The 19668-nt window shown below is 55.7% G+C and carries 16 protein-coding genes; 6 read left to right on the forward strand and 10 right to left on the reverse strand.

Annotated elements, in window-relative coordinates; translation table 11 throughout:
• Positions 1–69 precede the first annotated feature (69 nt).
• From CDA56_RS00100 to CDA56_RS00120, 5 genes are all read right to left on the reverse strand, one after another.
• Positions 70–1689 (reverse strand): ATP-binding cassette domain-containing protein, encoded by a 1620-nt coding sequence (locus CDA56_RS00100; RefSeq protein ID WP_103815544.1) that lies wholly within the window; start codon positions 1687–1689, stop codon positions 70–72.
• Between the two features lie 302 nt (positions 1690–1991).
• On the reverse strand, positions 1992–2144 hold the full coding sequence (gene hokA / locus CDA56_RS00105; protein ID WP_103815542.1) for a type I toxin-antitoxin system toxin HokA: 153 nt from the start codon (positions 2142–2144) through the stop codon (positions 1992–1994).
• A gap of 327 nt (positions 2145–2471) precedes the next feature.
• Positions 2472–4541 carry a glycine--tRNA ligase subunit beta gene (glyS, locus tag CDA56_RS00110; RefSeq protein WP_025106788.1) on the reverse strand — a complete coding sequence of 690 codons (2070 nt, stop codon included), beginning with the start codon at positions 4539–4541 and terminating at the stop codon, positions 2472–2474.
• A gap of 9 nt (positions 4542–4550) precedes the next feature.
• Positions 4551–5462, reverse strand: a complete 912-nt coding sequence (glyQ, locus tag CDA56_RS00115) for a glycine--tRNA ligase subunit alpha (RefSeq protein WP_004126458.1) — start codon at positions 5460–5462, stop codon at positions 4551–4553.
• Positions 5463–5589: 127 nt separating this feature from the next.
• Positions 5590–5895 (reverse strand): YsaB family lipoprotein, encoded by a 306-nt coding sequence (locus tag CDA56_RS00120; protein ID WP_014227200.1) that lies wholly within the window; start codon positions 5893–5895, stop codon positions 5590–5592.
• Positions 5896–6075: 180 nt separating this feature from the next.
• On the opposite strand from CDA56_RS00120, the gene CDA56_RS00125 reads away from it, so the two are divergent.
• A complete protein-coding gene (locus CDA56_RS00125; protein ID WP_025106787.1) occupies positions 6076–7071 on the forward strand; it encodes an acyltransferase in 996 nt (331 codons plus the stop codon).
• Positions 7072–7107: 36 nt separating this feature from the next.
• Here CDA56_RS00125 and yiaA read toward each other — a convergent pair whose 3' ends face one another.
• The 4 genes from yiaA to xylA all read right to left on the reverse strand — a co-directional run bounded on the left by yiaA (position 7108) and on the right by xylA (position 10999).
• Positions 7108–7548: an inner membrane protein YiaA gene (gene yiaA / locus CDA56_RS00130; protein ID WP_032751661.1), complete on the reverse strand. Its 441-nt coding sequence runs from the start codon at positions 7546–7548 to the stop codon at positions 7108–7110.
• A 34-nt stretch (positions 7549–7582) separates the two neighbouring features.
• Complete coding sequence (gene yiaB, locus CDA56_RS00135; protein WP_064357655.1) at positions 7583–7957, reverse strand: inner membrane protein YiaB; 375 nt, start codon at positions 7955–7957, stop codon at positions 7583–7585.
• Positions 7958–8125: 168 nt separating this feature from the next.
• On the reverse strand, positions 8126–9580 hold the full coding sequence (xylB, locus tag CDA56_RS00140; RefSeq protein ID WP_025106784.1) for a xylulokinase: 1455 nt from the start codon (positions 9578–9580) through the stop codon (positions 8126–8128).
• A gap of 96 nt (positions 9581–9676) precedes the next feature.
• A complete protein-coding gene (gene xylA / locus CDA56_RS00145) occupies positions 9677–10999 on the reverse strand; it encodes a xylose isomerase (protein WP_025106783.1) in 1323 nt (440 codons plus the stop codon).
• 374 nt (positions 11000–11373) lie between these two features.
• Here xylA and xylF point away from each other — a divergent pair, with 374 nt between their 5' ends.
• The 4 genes from xylF to xylR all read left to right on the forward strand — a co-directional run bounded on the left by xylF (position 11374) and on the right by xylR (position 16432).
• The gene (gene xylF, locus CDA56_RS00155; RefSeq protein WP_102803679.1) at positions 11374–12366 is read left to right on the forward strand and encodes a D-xylose ABC transporter substrate-binding protein; all 993 of its coding nucleotides are present in this window, start codon (positions 11374–11376) and stop codon (positions 12364–12366) included.
• Positions 12367–12430: 64 nt separating this feature from the next.
• Positions 12431–13972, forward strand: coding sequence for a xylose ABC transporter ATP-binding protein (locus CDA56_RS00160; RefSeq protein WP_004855381.1), 1542 nt, complete (start codon positions 12431–12433; stop codon positions 13970–13972).
• On the forward strand, positions 13950–15131 hold the full coding sequence (gene xylH / locus CDA56_RS00165) for a xylose ABC transporter permease XylH (protein ID WP_104011285.1): 1182 nt from the start codon (positions 13950–13952) through the stop codon (positions 15129–15131). Before CDA56_RS00160 ends, xylH begins: the two co-directional genes overlap by 23 nt.
• Positions 15132–15253: 122 nt before the next feature.
• Complete coding sequence (gene xylR / locus CDA56_RS00170; protein WP_004126484.1) at positions 15254–16432, forward strand: D-xylose utilization transcriptional activator XylR; 1179 nt, start codon at positions 15254–15256, stop codon at positions 16430–16432.
• Positions 16433–16492: 60 nt separating this feature from the next.
• On the opposite strand, the gene CDA56_RS00175 is transcribed toward xylR, so the two are convergent.
• Positions 16493–17320: a protein bax gene (locus tag CDA56_RS00175; RefSeq protein ID WP_071998083.1), complete on the reverse strand. Its 828-nt coding sequence runs from the start codon at positions 17318–17320 to the stop codon at positions 16493–16495.
• A 315-nt stretch (positions 17321–17635) separates the two neighbouring features.
• Here CDA56_RS00175 and CDA56_RS00185 point away from each other — a divergent pair, with 315 nt between their 5' ends.
• Positions 17636–19666, forward strand: coding sequence for an alpha-amylase (locus CDA56_RS00185; RefSeq protein ID WP_064374925.1), 2031 nt, complete (start codon positions 17636–17638; stop codon positions 19664–19666).
• Positions 19667–19668: the final 2 nt, after the last annotated feature.

Below are 19668 nucleotides of genomic sequence, written 5' to 3' on the forward strand. Positions count from 1 at the left end.
GCCAAACGGCGGGGATTTTTTTATTTGCGCCTTAAGTCACCGCCATCCATCGATGGCGGTTTTTTGCATTTATAGCCTCTCAACGCTCCAGCCCTCTTCCCGCCATGCCAGGCAATGGGTCAGCTTCAGCGCCCGTAAAAAAGCTTCATCATGCGACACCACCAGCATCGCGCCGGGAAACTGTGCCAGCGCTTTTTCAATCGCCAGAGTGGACGCCAGGTCCAGATGGTTAGTGGGCTCATCCAACAGCAGCAGCTGCGTAGCCTCCCGTCGCCAGAGCACGCAGGCCAGCGCCGCTTTTAATCTTTCGCCTCCGCTCAGAACCGATAGCGGTAGATGGACTTTGTCCGCCCCCAGCTGTATCTGCGCCAGCTGGCTGCGCAGCACACCTTCTTCTAAGGGCGTATCACCGAGATTCAGGTGCGCCATGACGGACAATGACAGGTCCAGCTGGCTCAGATGCTGATCCAGATACGCCGCGTTGACCGATAAGCGGCAGCTTCCTGAGAGCGGCGGCTGCAGGCCCAGCAGCGTTTTAAGCAACGTTGTTTTACCGCAGCCGTTAGGGCCGCGCAGCGCCACGCGCATCGGCCCATCTATACGCCAGTCCAGCGCTGCCATCGGTGAATGGGTCAGCCGCAACGCGTCCAGCTCCAGCACCTGCTTTCCCGCAGCGACCTGGCTACCGGGCAGAGTAAACATCACCGGGTTGTCTTCCTCTACCCGCTCACGCGCCTGTTCTATCGCATCGTTGAGGATGCCGCTTTGTTCACGATGCTGGCGCTTAAGGGTGCCGGGACGCGCTTTTGCCGCCCCTTTCCAGGCAACACGCTCAAATGAAGCGATATTTAGCGTGTCGATAGTGCGCAACGTCTGCGCCGAGCGGCGCCGGCAGTCATCGTGCTCTTTTTGCATCCGCGCCCGGGTTCGTCGCCGTTCAGTAACCGCATGCTCCAGCGCGGCGCGAGCCGCCTGCTGCTCCAGCTCACGCTGCTGCTGATAATCCGCATAATTGCCGCCGTAGCTGCGCAAAGCCGCGGATGCCAGCTCGAGGATGCGCGGCATTTGGGTCAGTAGCTCCCGATCGTGGCTGGCGATCAACGCCCCTCCGCGCCATTGCTCAAGCTGCTGATATAGCCACGCGCGGCCTTGTCGGTCGAGATGGTTGGTGGGTTCGTCAAGCAGGAGGAAATCCGCGCCAGACAGGAATGCTACACACAGCTGCGCCTTCACTCTTTCCCCGCCGCTCAGCGAAGAGGCGAGCCGTCCGGGGCAAAATTCTCCTAAGCCAGCGGCCTGGAATCCTGCATTCAGGCGCTCCGGGAGATCCCAAAAGCCATCAAGACGTTCAAGATCGTCGGCTCGCCCTTCGCCCCGTTCAAGACGAGCCAGAGCAGAAAAAACGAATTCGACGCCAAGCCATTCCGCCAGCGTCGTATCAGGAAACATGACATGCTGCTGAGCAACGTAGCTCACCGAAGCCACACGTTCGATATGGCCGCTCGACGGCGAGTCCAGGCCCGCCAGCAAACGCAATAATCGGGTTTTACCGACGCCATTGCGCCCGACAAGCCCCCAGAGGGTGCCTTCCAGCGATAAATTCAGCGGACCAAAAAGCGTATCTCCCGTCGCTAACTGACAGGTGACCTGATGCAAAAGAAAAGAGGGGGACCGGGCACAATGAGCCATAAGCACTCCTGAATGAAATCAATACCTCCCCTGCTCGCAAATAGCGCGAAGCAAGGCGTGAAATTCATCAGTCGTGTTTGTTCATTTGGCGCGTGCTCTCCGGTGAGACGAGGGATTCGTCGGGCCATAGGATAGACATACCCCGGTATACATTTCAAGCCTGTTTTTTCGACAGGCCGTGAATCCGGAAAAAAAGCCTCCTGGTTTCAGGAGGCGAAATAATGATTTCATGAAAAAAACAGGGTGCTATAAGAATGCTTAACGCCGTAAGAATGGCGGAGATCGCTCTCCGCCACCGTCTCTTACGTTTTAATCCCACAGGCTAAGAACGCCACCAGCTCAATATTCCCCTGCCTGAGCTGTAATTCACACAGCGAATCACACACCATCCAGGTAAATAATAAAATAGTGAAGCAAATCACTATTAAGCTAAACAACAGATACTTTTGCGGCATTCCTCGCCTCCCGTGTTGATTTTCAACAGGTAAGAGGCTACTCTTATGGTGTTCATGCATAGGGGAGCCTCACTTTGATTTATCATCAGGTGGGGCTTTTCTCTGTTTATCTCCCGCTGAACGCCTGAGACAAACAGTCTCAAGCACCCGTCAGCATTCTACCGTAAATATCTGACCAGACTACGTTGGCATATTCCTAAAATAATTCCCGGCAATCAATGAAAATAACGAAAATATCAATCAGCGAATTATTAATGGTTCACTTACTTATATTTTTAGTATAAAAAAACCTGCCCGCAGGCAGGTTTTTTATTATTACCCATTCACTTACTGCAGCAGGGAAATATCCGCTACCTGCAGGAACAGATCGCGCAGCTTGGACAGCAGCGTCAGTCGGTTTACGCGCACATCCTGGTCTTCTGCGTTCACCATCACGTTCTCGAAGAACTCATCCACCGGCTCGCGCAGGGACGCCAGCTCAATCAGCGCATCCTGGTAACGCCCTTCGGCGAAGTACGGCTGCAGCTTATCGCGCAGCACGACTAAATTGCCTGCCAGCTTGATTTCAGCCGCTTCTTTCAGTACGGAGGCGTGAACGATATCGTTCAGCGTCACGTCTGATTTCGCCAGAATGTTGGATACACGCTTGTTCGCCGCCGCCAGGGCGGAGGACTCTTCGAGGGTACGGAAGTGGGAAACCGCCTTCATACGCGCATCGAAGTCTGCCGGACGGGTTGGACGACGCGCCAGTACCGCCTGAATCGTGTCGACGGTATAGCCTTCATCCTGATACCAGGCGCGGAAGCGTCCCAGCATGAAGTCGATAACATCGTCGACCACGTTACCATTCGTCAGCTTGTCGCCGTACAGACGCACCGCTTCTTCAGTCAGCGTTTGCAGATCCAGATTCAGGTTCTTCTCAACGATGATACGCAGCACGCCCAGCGCGGCACGACGCAGCGCAAACGGGTCTTTATCGCCTTTCGGGTGCTGGCCGATACCGAAGATACCCGCCAGGGTGTCCATCTTATCGGCAATCGCCACGGCGCAGGCCACCGGGTTAGACGGCAGGTCATCGCCGGCAAAGCGCGGCTGATACTGCTCGTTCAGGGCAACGGCAACGTCTTCCGCTTCGCCATCATGGCGCGCGTAGTGCATCCCCATCACGCCCTGCGTGTCGGTGAACTCGAAGACCATGTTGGTCATCAGATCGCACTTGGAGAGCAGGCCCGCGCGGGTAGCGTGATTGACGTCCGCGCCAATCTGCTCAGCGATCCAGCCGGCCAGCGCCTGAATACGATCGGTCTTATCGCGCAGCGTACCCAGCTGCTGCTGGAACAGCACGGTTTGCAGACGCGGAAGGTTATCTTCCAGACGTTTTTTACGGTCGGTATTGAAGAAGAACTCAGCGTCCGCCAGACGCGGACGCACCACTTTTTCGTTACCGGAAATAATCTGGGTCGGATCTTTCGATTCGATGTTGGCGACGAAGATAAAATTCGGCAGCAGCTTGCCCGCGTTGTCGTAAACCGGGAAGTACTTCTGGTCCCCTTTCATGGTGTAAACCAGCGCTTCGGCAGGCACCGCAAGGAATTTTTCTTCGAACTTCGCGGTGAGGACCACCGGCCATTCAACCAGTGAAGTCACCTCTTCCAGCAGGCTTTCGCTCAGATCGGCGTTGCCGCCAATTTTACGCGCCGCTTCTTCCGCATCGGCTTTAATTTTGGCTTTACGCTGTTCGTAATCGGCGATGACTTTACCGCGCTCCAGCAGGATCTGCGGATACTGATCGGCATTGTCGATAGTGAACTCCGCCTCACCCATAAAGCGGTGGCCGCGAATAACGCGATCGGACTGCACGCCCAGAATGGTGGCCGGGATCACTTTGTCGCCCAGCAGCAGGGTCACGGTATGAACCGGACGCACGAAGTGGACGTCGGACGCGCCCCAACGCATCAGTTTCGGGATCGGCAGCTTCGCCAGCGAGGTCGCGATCATGTTCGGCAGCAGCGCTTCGGTGCTCTCGCCTTTCACGTGGGCACGATACAGCAGCCATTCGCCTTTATCGGTCGTCAGACGTTCAGCCTGATCGACGGTGATACCGCAGCCGCGCGCCCAGCCTTCGGCCGCTTTGCTCGGGTGGCCGCTGGCGTCAAACGCCTGGGCAATCGCCGGGCCGCGTTTTTCAACTTCACGGTCTGCCTGCGCAGCCGCCAGATTCGCCACTTTCAGCGCCAGACGGCGCGGTGCGGCAAACCATTCAACTTTACCGTGCGCGAGGCCAGCGTTATCCAGCTCTGCGGTCACGTTCGCAGCAAAGGATTCAGCCAGGCTGCGCAGTGCTTTTGGTGGCAGCTCTTCAGTGCCGATTTCCACCAGGAAAGTTTTCTCAGACATGGCCGCCTCTTATTTATTCTTGTTGCACATCGGGAAGCCCAGGGCTTCACGGGAAGCATAGTAAGCTTCAGCCACTGCTTTGGTCAGGGTGCGAATGCGCAGGATATAGCGCTGACGCTCGGTGACGGAGATGGCTTTACGCGCGTCCAGCAGGTTAAAGCTATGGGCGGCTTTCAGAATGCGCTCGTAGGCAGGCAGCGGCAGCGGGTTTTCCAGCGCCAGCAGCTGCTGGGCTTCTTTCTCATACTGCTCGAAGCAGGAGAACAGGAAGTCCACGTCGGCATATTCGAAGTTATAGGTGGATTGCTCCACTTCGTTCTGATGGAACACGTCGCCGTAGGTCGTTTTACCCAGCGGGCCATCGCTCCAGACCAGATCGTAAACGCTGTCGACACCCTGGATATACATCGCCAGACGTTCCAGACCGTAGGTGATCTCGCCGGTGACCGGCTTACACTCCAGACCGCCAACCTGCTGGAAGTAGGTGAACTGCGTGACTTCCATACCGTTCAGCCACACTTCCCAACCCAGACCCCAGGCGCCCAGCGTCGGGTTTTCCCAGTTGTCTTCGACGAAGCGAATGTCGTGGATGGTCGGATCCATACCCAGCTCTTTCAGAGACCCAAGGTACAGCTCCTGGATATTATCCGGAGAGGGTTTTATCACCACCTGGAACTGATAGTAGTGCTGTAAACGGTTCGGGTTTTCACCGTAGCGACCATCGGTCGGACGGCGGGAAGGCTGCACGTAGGCGGTCGCCATCGGCTCGGGACCCAATGCGCGTAAGCAGGTCATCGGGTGAGAGGTGCCTGCGCCGACTTCCATGTCCAGTGGTTGAACAATGGTGCAGCCCTGGCGAGCCCAGTAATCCTGTAAGGTCAGGATCAGGCCCTGGAAGGTCCTGGTATCAAACTTTTGCATATGATTTCGTGCTGGATACGTGTGGATTTAAAGGAAGGAGCCAGTATACCCGCTGGCTGCGAGATATACAGTATGAAACGGGATTGTTTAGGGAAAATTGCGGAAATAAGCGCCACCGTGGGCGCGTTTAGCGCATGGAAAGATGCAAAAACTGTCCGTCCGGGTCAAAAGAACAGATAAAACGTTCATTCCGCGCAGTCTTGCCCGAAAGCTCGTAGCTCCCCTGAAACTGCTCGAAATGGCTGATGTCAACCTGGCGCACGCCTGTACTATAACGAACGGCGGCATTATCCTTGCAAAGCTGCGCCATATTGAGGGTAGCCTGCGGCGTTATCCGTGCTTTCTGCGCCTTCTGCACTGGCGGAGACGGCGTCGCGCTACAGCCCGCCAGCAGGCACAGCAGTAGTCCAGAAAACACATATTTCATCACCATTTTTTCTCGACCGCCTTGTTAGTAAATTGTTATCGTGCAGGTTACGTTAAATAATCGGCACATTGTGCGAATTGGGCCACACCTCGACAAGTCTATGCCGAAAAACTCGGATTATTCCACTGCGATACCAGCGTATAAGGGCGGTCAGACCCTTTCTGAGAAGGAGAAACAGAGGCACTGATGCAGGAAAAAATTCACTGGATTACCCATTTGCGCGGCATTGCCTGCATGATGGTGGTCATGATTCATAGTACCACCTGGTATATCACGCATCCGCACACCATCAGCCTGCTGGAGTGGGATCTCGCCAATATCCTCAACTCGGCATCTCGCGTCAGCGTCCCCCTGTTTTTCATGATTTCAGGCTATCTGTTTTTCGGCGAGCGCAGCGCCCAGCCCCGCCATTTTCGGCGTATCGCGCTGTGCATTCTCTTTTATAGTGCGCTGTCGCTGCTTTATATCACCTTGTTTACCCACATCAACGTTGAACTGTCGCTGAGAAATTTGCTGCAGAAACCGGTGTTCTACCATCTGTGGTTCTTCTTCGCTATCGTGGTCATTTACCTGCTTTCTCCGCTGGTGCAGGTTAAGCAGGTGAGCGGCAGGATGCTGCTGGCGCTGATGCTGGTGCTGGGTATTCTGGCAAACCCCAATATGGTCCCAGTGAAAGCCGCAGGCGTTGAATGGCTGCCGCTCAATCTCTATATCAACGGCGATACGTTCTACTACGTGATGTACGGCGTATTAGGGCGGGCAATCGGCACGCTGGATACCGATAAAAAATGGCTGACTGCGCTCTGCGCTGGGCTATTCATCACGGGAGTATGGGTAATATCACGCGGCACGCTGCACGAACTGCGCTGGCGCGGCGATTTTGGTGATACCTGGTATTTATACTGCGGCCCCGCGGTTTTTGTCTGCGCGCTCGCCCTGCTGACGCTGGTAAAAAATACGCTCAATACGCGTCAGCTGCCGTTTATTGCGCTTATTGCGCGCCATTCGTTAGGCATTTACGGATTTCATGCGCTGATTATTCACGCGCTGCGCGCCAGCGGACTGGAGCTGACCCGCTGGCCAATGTTGGATATTGCCTGGATATTCAGCGCTGCGCTGCTGGGTAGCCTGGCGCTATCAATGTTGGTACAGCGCATTGACAGCCGACGACTGGTGAGCTGAAAAACGGCGCCTGCGGTTCAACGCCGGCGCCGTCGTTTACTCAGCGGGCTCTTCCGTGACTGCGCCGACCTCGCTTAGAGAAGAACGATCCCAGACATCACGTATATTCTTCTGCACCGCCACGGCGCCGAAAAGGCTTAAAAAGAACGCCAGGCCATAAAAGCCTTTCTCACTGAGCATCAGCGTTGCGTTCCACAATCCCACCGCCAGCAGACCCACAGCAATCGCAAAGGCGATCAGGCAGGACAAGTAATACATCGTAGTGGTTGGGATCTTTTCGTATTTATCACGCACCGTCTTTTGATAAGAGGCGGCGGAAAAAAGCCCCAGAACCAGTACGGCAAAATAGTAGCCCTTTTCATTGAGCTCCATCTGCGCGTTCCACAGGCCAATCAGATACGTCAGTATGCCGCCAACCAGCGCAATCCATGAGATCAGATGAAACGCGGGTGAATATGTCGTCGCTTTCGTTTCCATTTGTAACTACCTCTCTTCGCTGTCCGCTGACAGCTTATTCCACTGAGTTATTGCGAGCTTTATCCGTGACTTTAGCGGGATAAGGCGTTGCCGACGCACCGTACATACAGACAAACCACGCCATCACGTAAATACTTTTTTCACGCCACGGAGCCGGGACAAACCAGGCGCCGACCAGCAGCAATCCCGCCGACAGCAGCACCACCAGCCGGCACAGCGAGATAAAATCGCCGTCTCGCTGTGCTTCCTGCGCCGTTCGCTGATGCGTGAGCACAGCAAACATCCCCATGACCAGAACGCCCAAAAAATAGCCTTTACCGCTAAATAATGGGCAGGTTCGCCAGATTCCCACCAGATAAACCAGTGCGCCAACAGACATCAACAGCCTTGCAATAAGATTGTTTTTCATGGTGCCTCCCTGGCATAAGACAGGCCCCATTGTGGACTGGCAGGATGCGTTTATCCGTACTTTTCGTCCCTGAAACGACAAATTCGGAATATATAAATACACTCGATAACTACATGAATTTAAAAACATTCAAGAGATGAATTCGCCCCATCGACAGGGGCGAAAGAATCAGGACATCAGCGGTAAAAGCTGCTGATAAATCTGGCGGAAGGTTTCCCGGCGAGGGGCGTAACGAGCAAAGCGCTCGGCATCAGGACGATGAGCCTGTTCCAGCGGGAGCTGAGGAAGTAGATCGGAAAACGCGATATTTTGATGCAACGCCAGCTGGGCCAGCCGCGCCGCGCCAAGCGCCGGGCCGACATCACCGCCGGTGCGGAAATCCAGCTGCTGGCCGCTAATATCCGCCAGCATTTGCCGCCAGTAGGCGCTGCGCGCGCCGCCGCCGATAAGCGTGACGCTCTCCGGCTTCACGCCGCAGGCGTGAACCACATCCATACCGTCCGCCAGCGCATAACCGACGCCCTCCAGCACCGCCCGCGCCAGTTCCGCCGGACCATGTTGATGAGTCAGGCCGAAAAAGACGCCTTTGGCCTGCGGATTATTGTGCGGCGTACGTTCACCGGAGAGGTAGGGCAGGAACCAGACCGGATCGGCATCGTCGTTCGCCGCTTCCGCCGCCGCAATCAGCGCCGGAACCGTGCCGAGGCCGGTTAATGTCGCCGCCCAATCGAGGCAGGAAGCTGCGCTCAGCATGACCGACATCAGATGCCAGCGCCCGGGCAGCGCGTGGCAGAAACTGTGTACGGCGCTTTCCGGCTTGCTAAGAAAGCCGTCGCTGACGGCAAAGTAGACGCCGGAGGTCCCCAGCGACAGCATCGCCTGGCCCGCATCCGCCATGCCAACACCCACCGCCCCCGCCGCGTTGTCGCCGCCGCCGGCTACCACCAGCGCTTCCGGCATATTCCACGACTGCGCGACGGCCGGGCGCAGCGAACCCGTCACTTCACATCCTTCGAACAGCGCCGGCATGTTATCGCGGCTCAGACCGCAGGCGGCGAGCATCTCATCGCTCCAGTCGCGGCGCGCCACGTCCATCCACATCGTTCCGGCGGCATCGGACATATCGCTGGCAAACTCACCGGTCATGCGCAAACGTAAATAATCTTTTGGCAGCAGGACCTTATCGACCTGTTTGAAGATCTCAGGCTCGTGACGTTGTACCCACAGCAGCTTCGGCGCGGTAAATCCCGGCATCATCAGGTTGCCGGTTATCTGCCGCGAACGACTGACGTTCGCTTCCAGCAGCGCGCACTCTTCACCGCAGCGGCCATCATTCCATAAAATTGCCGGGCGCAGGACGCGCTGTTGCTTATCCAGCAGCGTCGCGCCGTGCATCTGGCCCGCAATACCTAACGCTTTGACTTCGCGCAGCGAGTGCTGCGCGCCCAGCGCTTTCATCGCGCGGTCCGTCGCCAGCCACCAGTGCTCAGGATCTTGTTCAGACCATAAAGGGTGCGGACGCGACACGTTGAGCTTTTCGGTATGCGAAGCCACGACCTCGCCCTGCTCGTTGAGCAGAATAGCCTTGACGCCCGAGGTGCCCAGATCAATCCCGATATACATACAGCCTCTCCTTACTGACGCGCCACGGCTAAGCGTGGCGCGAATAAAGCATCGGTTATCGCCAATGCCCGGGCTCGCCGGGCATCATCGCCCTCATTAGCGATCAAAGAGGTAACGGTTAACCACGTTTTCCAGCAGTTCCTGATGGCCGCTCTGGTGCTCCGGCGCCAGGTTATGCTGAGTGGCATACTGGGCAATGTCCGCCAGGTTCATCTGGCCTTTCAGGATCTGCTGACCCAGCTCGCCGTTCCAGCCGGCATAGCGCCTGGCGACGCGTTTATCCAGCTCGCCGTCTTCAATCATACGAGCAGCGACTTTTAACGCCAGCGCCATGGTGTCCATCGCGCCAATGTGGCCGTAGAACAGGTCGTATTTGTCGGTGCTCTGACGACGCACTTTAGCATCAAAGTTCAGGCCGCCGGTGGTGAAGCCGCCCGCTTTCAGGATTTCGTACATCACCAGCGCATTCTCTTCAACGCTGTTCGGGAACTGGTCGGTATCCCAGCCCAGCTGCGGGTCGCCGCGGTTAGCATCAACGGAACCAAACAGGCCCAGAGCAATGGCGGTCGCAATTTCGTGGTGGAAAGTGTGGCCAGCCAGCGTCGCGTGGTTCGCTTCGATGTTCAGTTTGATCTCTTTTTCCAGGCCGAACTGTTTCAGGAAGCCATAGACGGTAGACGCGTCGTAATCGTACTGATGCTTGGTTGGCTCCTGCGGTTTAGGTTCAATCAGCAGCGTGCCCTGGAAGCCGATTTTATGTTTATGCTCCACGACCAGCTGCATAAAGCGGCCAATCTGCTCACGCTCCTGGCGCAGGTCGGTATTGAGCAGAGTTTCATAGCCTTCGCGGCCGCCCCACAGGACGTAGTTTTCCCCGCCGAGTTTGTGGGTCGCATCCATCGCGGTCACCACCTGAGTGGCCGCCCAGCTGAACACTTCCGGATCCGGGTTGGTTGCCGCACCGGCACCGTAACGCGGGTTCGTAAAGCAGTTTGCCGTACCCCACAGCAGCTTGACGCCGCTCTGCTGCTGTTTTTCCGCCAGCACATCCACCATCTGCGCGAAGTTATTGGCATACTCTTTCAACGACGCCCCTTCCGGAGAAACGTCAACGTCGTGGAAGCAGTAGTACGGTACGTTCAGTTTGTGGAAAAACTCAAACGCGACATCGGCTTTGCGTTTCGCCATTTCCAGCGCTTCGCCCGGCTGCTGCCACGGGCGGTTAAAGGAGCCCACGCCGAACATATCAGCGCCGTTCCAGCAGAAGGTGTGCCAGTAGCAGGCCGCAAAGCGCAGGTGCTCTTCCATCCGTTTGCCCAGGACCAGCTCATCCGGATTGTAATGACGGAAAGCCAGTGGGTTAGCGGATTTCGGGCCTTCATAACGAACGCGATCGAGCTGATCAAAATAGGTCTGCATAATGAACTCCATATTCAGGGATGCGGCGAGTAATAAGTCATAAGCCAATATAGAATTCTCTTTTTAGTTTCCTCAATTACGTTATTTCACACTGTGATTGAGAGAATCCACAAACGTGCGCCAGGTCGCAAAAACAATAGAACAACGCCCTCACTTCGCTGCTTACGCCACGAGAGATCAATGAAATACGATGAGAACTAATTATTAAAGTACGATCGCGGTCATAAATTAACAAATAAACAAAATTTCATAACGGCAAAATAAGCATAGATAATTGCCAGCGCTCCTTTCCGCGTTAAAAATCTGCTACGTATCAGGCCGTTTATTTTTATCGTTCGTCTTATCCTGCACTTTACAAAAAAGGTGTTATTATTATGAAGATAAAGAACCTTTGCCTAACGCTCTGTGCTTCACTCCTCCTCACCAGCCTGTCGGGCATTGCGAAAGAAGTCAAAATTGGCATGGCGATTGACGACCTGCGCCTTGAGCGCTGGCAAAAAGATCGCGATATTTTTGTCAATAAAGCTGAATCATTAGGTGCAAAAGTATTCGTCCAGTCAGCCAATGGCAACGAAGAAACGCAAATGTCGCAAATCGAAAATATGATTAATCGCGGCGTCGACGTTCTGGTTATTATTCCCTATAACGGTCAGGTGCTGAGTAATGTGATAAAAGAGGCTAAACAGGAGGGAATTAAAGTTCTCGCCTACGATCGTCTCATCAATAATGCCGACATTGATTTCTATATTTCGTTTAATAATGAGAAAGTTGGCGAAATGCAGGCGCAAAGCCTGGTCAATAAAGTGCCTCAGGGCAACTATTTCTTAATGGGCGGCTCGCCGGTAGACAATAACGCCAAGCTTTTCCGCGCCGGCCAAATGAAAGTTCTTAAGCCCTATATTGATGAAGGAAAAATTAAGGTCGTCGGCGATCAGTGGGTCGACGGATGGCTACCAGAAAATGCGTTGAAGATTATGGAAAACGCCCTGACCGCCAATAATAACAAAATTGATGCGGTCGTCGCCTCTAACGATGCCACCGCCGGCGGCGCCATTCAGGCGTTAAGCGCCCAGGGGCTCGCAGGCAAAGTGGCGATTTCCGGCCAGGATGCCGACCTCGCCGGCGTGAAGCGCATTATCGCTGGCACTCAGACGATGACCGTTTACAAACCGATCGCTGACCTTGCCACCACCGCAGCAGAGATCGCCGTCGAACTGGGCAACGATAAGCAGCCGAAGGCCGACGCCACGCTCAACAACGGCCTCAAAGATGTGCCGTCCCGGCTGCTGACGCCCATTGAGGTCAATAAAGACAACATTGACCAGACGGTGATCAAAGACAGTTTCCACAAAAAAAGCGAGCTGTAATCTCTGACGCCCTCTCCCGGGGGCGTTGCCCCATCCAGCCGGATATCGCTTACGTGGAGTCTCTATGTCCTGGTTACTCGAAATGAAAAACATTACTAAAACCTTCGGTACGGTGAAGGCGATTGATAATGTCAGTCTGCGGCTTAACGCCGGAGAAGTGGTCTCGCTGTGCGGCGAAAACGGCTCCGGTAAATCCACGCTCATGAAGGTCCTTTGCGGAATATATCCGCACGGTAGCTATGAGGGAGAGATTATTTTTTCCGGGGAAACGTTGCGGCCGGGCCATATACGCGATACCGAGCGCAAAGGGATTGCCATCATTCATCAGGAGCTGGCGCTGGTAAAACATCTGACCGTTCTGGAGAATATTTTTCTCGGCGCGGAGATCTCCCGCCACGGTCTGCTGGATTACGAAACCATGACCTTACGCTGCGAAAAGCTGCTGGCCCAGGTCAATTTAGCCATATCACCCGATACCCGCGTCGGCGATTTGGGCCTTGGCCAGCAGCAGCTGGTCGAAATAGCAAAAGCGCTGAATAAACAGGTACGGTTGTTAATTCTCGACGAACCCACCGCCTCGTTAACGGAGCAGGAGACGGCAATTCTGCTGAATATTATTCGCGATCTGCAAAATCACGGTATTGCCTGTATTTACATTTCCCACAAGCTCAATGAAGTCAAAGCCATCTCCGACACCATCTGCGTGATCCGCGATGGGCAGCATATCGGTACCCGTAACGCTGACGGCATGAACGAAGATGACATTATCACCATGATGGTCGGCCGCGAGCTTACCGCCCTCTATCCAAGCGAAGCCCACAGCTGCGGCGAGGAAATCCTGCGGGTGGAAAACCTGACGGCCTGGCACCCGGTGAATCGCCATATTAAGCGGGTCAATGACGTCTCCTTTTCGCTGCGGCGCGGTGAAATACTGGGGATCGCCGGGCTGGTCGGCGCGGGCCGTACCGAAGCGGTCCAGTGCCTGTTCGGCGTCTGGCCGGGCCGCTGGCAGGGAAAAATCTTTATTGATGGCCAGCAGGTGACGATTCACAGCTGCCAGCAGGCTATTGCGCAGGGCATCGCCATGGTACCGGAAGACAGAAAGAAAGACGGTATTGTGCCGGTCATGGCAGTGGGTAAAAACATCACCCTCGCCGCGTTAAACCAGTTTACCGGTCCGCTGAGCAGCCTTGACGATGCCGGAGAGCAGCACTGTATTCAGCAATCCATCCAGCGTTTGAAGATCAAAACCTCATCGCCGGAGCTGGCGATCGGTCGCCTGAGCGGCGGCAATCAGCAAAAGGCGATCCTCGCCCGCTGCCTGCTGCTGAACCCGCGCATTCTGATACTCGATGAGCCCACCCGCGGCATCGACATCGGCGCCAAGTACGAAATCTACAAGCTGATTAATCAGCTGGTGCAGCAGGGGATCGCCGTCATTGTCATTTCATCCGAACTACCCGAAGTGCTGGGGCTAAGCGACCGGGTGCTGGTGATGCATGAAGGTAAATTGAAGGCTAATTTGATCAACCAGGGCCTGACCCAGGAACAGGTGATGGAAGCCGCACTGAGGAGCGAACGCCATGTCGAAGAACACGTCGTCTGAAATGAAACTCACCCCGCCTGCCGCTGGCGCGTTATCGGGGCTGAAGGGGATGAACCTCCAGGTATTCGTGATGATCGCCGCTATCGTGGCCATTATGCTGTTTTTCACCTGGACCACCGAAGGCGCTTATCTGAGCGCGCGTAATATCTCCAACCTGCTGCGCCAGACCGCCATTACCGGCATTCTCGCGGTCGGCATGGTGTTTGTGATTATTTCCGCCGAGATCGATCTCTCCGTCGGCTCAATGATGGGGCTGCTCGGCGGCGCAGCGGCAATATTTGATGTCTGGCTGGGCTGGCCGCTACCGCTGACCATTGTGGTCACCCTGGCGCTTGGCCTGCTGCTGGGGGCCTGGAACGGTTGGTGGGTTGCCTATCGTAAAGTCCCCTCGTTTATCGTGACGCTCGCCGGCATGCTGGCATTTCGCGGTATTTTGATAGGCATTACCAACGGGACCACCGTCTCTCCCACCAGCCCGGCGATGTCGCAAATCGGCCAGAGCTATCTGCCTGATGGCATTGGCTTTGGTATCGGCGTGGCGGGCATGGCGGCCTTTATCATCTGGCAGTGGCGCGGCCGTATGCGACGTCAGGCTCTCGGCCTCTCCACGCCCGCCTCCGCTTCAGCCGTTGGCCGCCAGACGATTACCGCCGTTATTGTACTGGGCGCCATCTGGCTGTTAAACGACTATCGCGGCGTCCCGACGCCGGTACTGATTCTCGCCGCGCTGCTGCTGGCGGGCATGTTTATGGCCACCCGTACCGCGTTTGGGCGCCGCATCTACGCCATCGGCGGCAACCTGGAGGCCGCGCGTCTATCCGGCATTAGCGTGGAACGCACCAAGCTGGCGGTGTTCGCCATTAATGGCCTGATGGTGGCGATTGCCGGGGTGATTCTCAGCTCGCGTCTTGGCGCCGGTTCCCCTTCCGCCGGCAACATCGCCGAACTGGACGCCATCGCCGCCTGCGTAATCGGCGGTACCAGCCTCGCCGGCGGCGTCGGCAGCGTCGCGGGCGCGGTCATGGGCGCTTTTATCATGTCCGCGCTGGACAACGGCATGAGCATGATGGACGTCGCCACCTTCTGGCAGTACATCGTTAAAGGGGTCATTTTATTGCTCGCTGTATGGATGGATTCCGCCACGAAACGCCGAAGCTGAGGGCTGTGAAAAAAAATGCCCGAATTATTTGCGCTACCGCCAAACTTAGGCACAAGTAGCTTGAAAAAATCCGGGCATTGGCCGGTATTGTATGGCCTGCAAGAGAGACCAGGAACAACACTATGTTTGAAAAGCGTCACCGTATTACGCTGTTATTCAATGCCAACAAAGCCTACGATCGCCAGGTCGTTGAGGGCGTCGGCGAATATTTACAAGCATCGCAACTGGAATGGGATATCTTCATTGAGGAAGATTTTCGGGCACGAATTGAAAACATCAAAGAGTGGTTAGGCGACGGCGTTATTGCCGATTACGACGACCCGGAAATTGAAAACCTGCTGATCGACGTGAATGTTCCGATTGTCGGCGTCGGCGGCTCCTTCCACCGCCCGGAGTGCTATCCGCCGGTTCACTATATCGCCACCGACAACGCCGCGCTGGTTGAGAGCGCCTTCCTGCATCTGAAGGAAAAAGGCATTAACCGCTTTGCCTTTTACGGCCTGCCCGCTTCCAGCTGTAAAGGCTGGGCCGCCGAGCGCGAACACGCGTTTTGCCAGCTGGTCGCCAGAGAGAAATATCGCGGCGTGGTCTATCAGGGGCTCGAGACGGCGCCGGAAAACTGGCAGCACGCGCAAAACCGCCTCGCCGACTGGCTGCAAACCCTACCGCCGCAAACCGGCATCATCGCCGTTACCGACGCCCGCGCGCGCCACGTATTACAGGCCTGCGAGCGGCTGCATATCCCCGTCCCGGAAAAGCTGTGCGTTATCGGCATAGATAACGAAGAGCTTACCCGCTACCTGTCGCGCGTGGCGCTCTCCTCCGTTGCGCAGGGCACCCGTCAGATGGGCTACCAGGCGGCAAAGCTGCTGCATCGCCTGCTGGAGAATGAAGAGCTGCCGCTTCAGCGTCAGCTTATCCCGCCGATGCGCGTTGTAGAACGCCGCTCCACCGACTACCGTTCGCTCACTGATCCTTCGGTCATTCAGGCGATGCACTATATCCGTAACCACGCCTGTAAAGGAATTAAAGTTGAGCAGGTGCTGGACGCCGTGGGGATTTCCCGCTCGAATCTGGAAAAGCGCTTCAAAGAGGAAGTCGGCGAAACCATTCATACGGTGATCCACAGCGAGAAGCTGGAAAAAGCGCGCAGTCTGCTGGTATCAACCACCCTATCGATTAACGAAATCTCCCAGATGTGCGGCTATCCATCGCTGCAGTATTTCTATTCGGTGTTTAAGAAAGAGTACGACGTGACGCCGAAGGAGTACCGCGACCGGCACAGCGAAGTCATGATGTAGCGCGCAAAGAAAAATGCCCGGGCTTACGCACCGGGCATCAATGATGACATGTAAGAGCAATTACATGTGCGCGGCTATCAACCGCTGGTTATCCTGATACATCGCGAAGAGATAGTTGTTATAGCTCGACCCTTTGGTCGAATAGCCCTTCAGCTTATGAATCATCGTGCTGGCGGTCACTTCCTGATCGGCTTTACGCAGCTGCGCACGCGATTTACGGAACGACGAGTAGGCCGGATGCGTATTCAGATTTCGGACATAGGCCTGAACGGACTCTTCCACCGAATCAAACTGGGAGTAGCCCTTCACCGCACCGCGGCAGTTTCCACCGCCACACTTCATACCAAATAAATTGTTGTTCACCCGCGCCAGCTTTGACGTTCCCCAGCCGCTTTCCGCCGCTGCCATGGTAGCGACCATGCTATTCGGGATAATGTCGACGCGCTCAAGCAGCGAGTTCCATGGAATATGGCGAGTATTGCCGGACCACTTCACTTTATAGCGAGAGGCGATCTCTTTCAGCCGCGTACGCTCGCTCGGCGACCAGCGCGCATCGTACTGCTTGGAAACAAGCCAGTTACGATCGGCGGTAATCACCTGATTCTGTTTCGTAATGTAAGGCATTACCGTCCGGAGAAACGCTTTTTTCCTTGGTGTCCCGGAAGGGTATTTTCGCAAATCAGGAAGTGAACTGCTCTTTACACTATTGCGAGAATACTCTTGTTTACTGCTTACCTTGCTTACTTTAACGGTGTTTTTCTTCTTAACTATTGGGGCTTTATGACTCGTTGTTGCTGTGTGTGTTGTTGCCAGCACACTACCTGAAAATATGCAGGTAAGTAACATGAGTATCGCGGCCCCATATCGTCGAATGGGAGTCGATATCATTAGGTCTCCTGGTCGGATGCAATCATTCCAACGCCTTGTTTTTCACAAAAAATCGATAGTTGAATCGCGAATAGTATCAAAAATACCCAGATGACGCACCCACAGAAATAGTCCAATTCCGAAAAGCTGTCATCTGAAATCGGTTTCCGCCCCATGACAACAGTACAAAAATGCGACAACCCTCGCATTTTTTGCTTGTTTTTTGAACGCGATCACTCACCCTTTTTCATCCTCCCTGGAAAAGCGCCGGTGGGATGAGTTCATTAGACAGCCAGACGCGCAAACTGAACAAAAAACCGCACACAGGACTCCGGAATGAAACTCGCTGCGCTTGCGTCGCTGCTGTTGCCTGGGATGGCCTTCGCCGCCTGGACTACCGCAGATTTCCCCGCCTTTACCGAAGAAGGCACCGGCAGATTTATCAGTCAAAACGAGGTAGCAAAGGGTACGCGCCCTCTGCGGATTAATTTTGACCAACAGTGCTGGCAGCCTGCCGGTGCGATCAAGCTCAACCAGATGCTGTCTATGGAACCTTGCCGCGATCCGGCGCCGCAGTGGCGCGTATTCCGCGATGGCCGCTATACCCTGGAAGTCGATACCCGTTCAGGTACGCCAACCATGATGGTCTCTCTGGAGGAGAAACAGACCGCCGCCGCCGCGCCGCAGATGAAGCAGTGTCCGAAATGGGATGGCAAGCCGCTTACCATTGACGTCAGCAAATCCTTCGCCGAAGGCAGTAAAGTTCGCGATTTCTACAGCGGTAATATCGCGACCGTCAGCGGCGGTAAAGTTACCCTCCAGCCGGCGTTTAACAGCAATGGTCTGCTGCTGCTTGAACGCGCGGAAACGGAAGCCGCCGCGCCGTTCAACTGGCATAACGCCACCGTCTATTTCGTGCTGACCGATCGCTTTGTCAACGGCAACCCGGCCAACGACAATAGCTATGGCCGCCACAAAGACGGCATGCAGGAAATTGGCACCTTCCACGGCGGCGACCTGCAGGGCCTGACCAGCAAACTGGATTACATCCAGCAGCTCGGCGTTAACGCGCTCTGGATCAGTTCGCCGCTGGAACAAATCCACGGCTGGGTCGGCGGCGGTACGAAAGGCGATTTCCCGCACTACGCCTATCACGGCTATTACACCCAGGACTGGACGAAGCTGGATGCCAATATGGGAACGGAAGACGATCTGCGCCGCCTCGTCGATGAGGCCCACAAGCGCGGGATCCGCATTCTGTTCGACGTGGTGATGAACCATACCGGCTACGCGACCCTGGCCGATATGCAGGAGTTTCAGTTTGGCTCGCTGTACATCCAGGGCGATGAGCTGAAAAAGACCCTCGGAGAACGCTGGACCGACTGGAAGCCCCGCGCGGGACAAAGCTGGCACAGTTTTAACGACTACATTAACTTCAGCGACAAAGCCGGTTGGGAAAAATGGTGGGGTAAAAAGTGGATCCGCACCGATATTGGCGATTACGACAACCCCGGATTTGATGACCTGACGATGTCGCTGGCCTTCCTGCCGGATCTGAAAACCGAATCCACGGCGCCATCCGGCCTGCCAAACTTCTATCGCCATAAGCCGGATACCGCGGCCAAAGCGATCCCCGGCTATACGCCGCGCGATTATCTGACCCACTGGCTGAGCCAATGGGTGCGCGACTACGGCATCGACGGCTTCCGCGTCGATACCGCCAAGCACGTCGAGCAGGCCGCCTGGCTACAGTTAAAAACCCAGGCCACTGAAGCGCTGGCGGAATGGAAAAAAGCCAATCCGGATAAAGCGCTGGATAACGCGCCGTTCTGGATGACCGGCGAGGCCTGGGGCCACGGCGTGATGCAGAGCGACTACTATCGCCACGGTTTTGACGCAATGCTGAATTTTGATTATCAGGATCAGGCGGCGAAAGCGACAAGCTGCCTGGCGAATATCGACCTGACCTGGCAACATATGGCAGAGAAGCTTCAGGATTTCAATGTGTTAAGCTATCTCTCCTCGCACGATACCAGCCTGTTCCGCGAAGGCGGCAGCACGGCGGCGGAACTGCTGCTGCTCGCGCCTGGCGCAGTGCAGATCTTCTACGGCGATGAATCCTCACGACCGTTCGGTCCGACCGGCTCCGATCCGCTTCAGGGGACGCGTTCAGATATGAACTGGCAGGACGTCAGCGGCAAAGCCGCGCGCAGCGTGACCCACTGGGAGAAACTGGGCCAGTTCCGCGCCCGTCATCCGGCGATTGGCATGGGTAAACAAACCACCCTATCGATGGCGAAAGGCTACGGCTTTATTCGCGAGACCGGCGATGACAAAGTGATGGTGGTATGGGCAGGTCAGCAGTAGCC

Origin of the sequence: Klebsiella michiganensis (assembly GCF_002925905.1) — a bacterium.
Classification (GTDB): Bacteria; Pseudomonadota; Gammaproteobacteria; order Enterobacterales; family Enterobacteriaceae; genus Klebsiella; species Klebsiella michiganensis.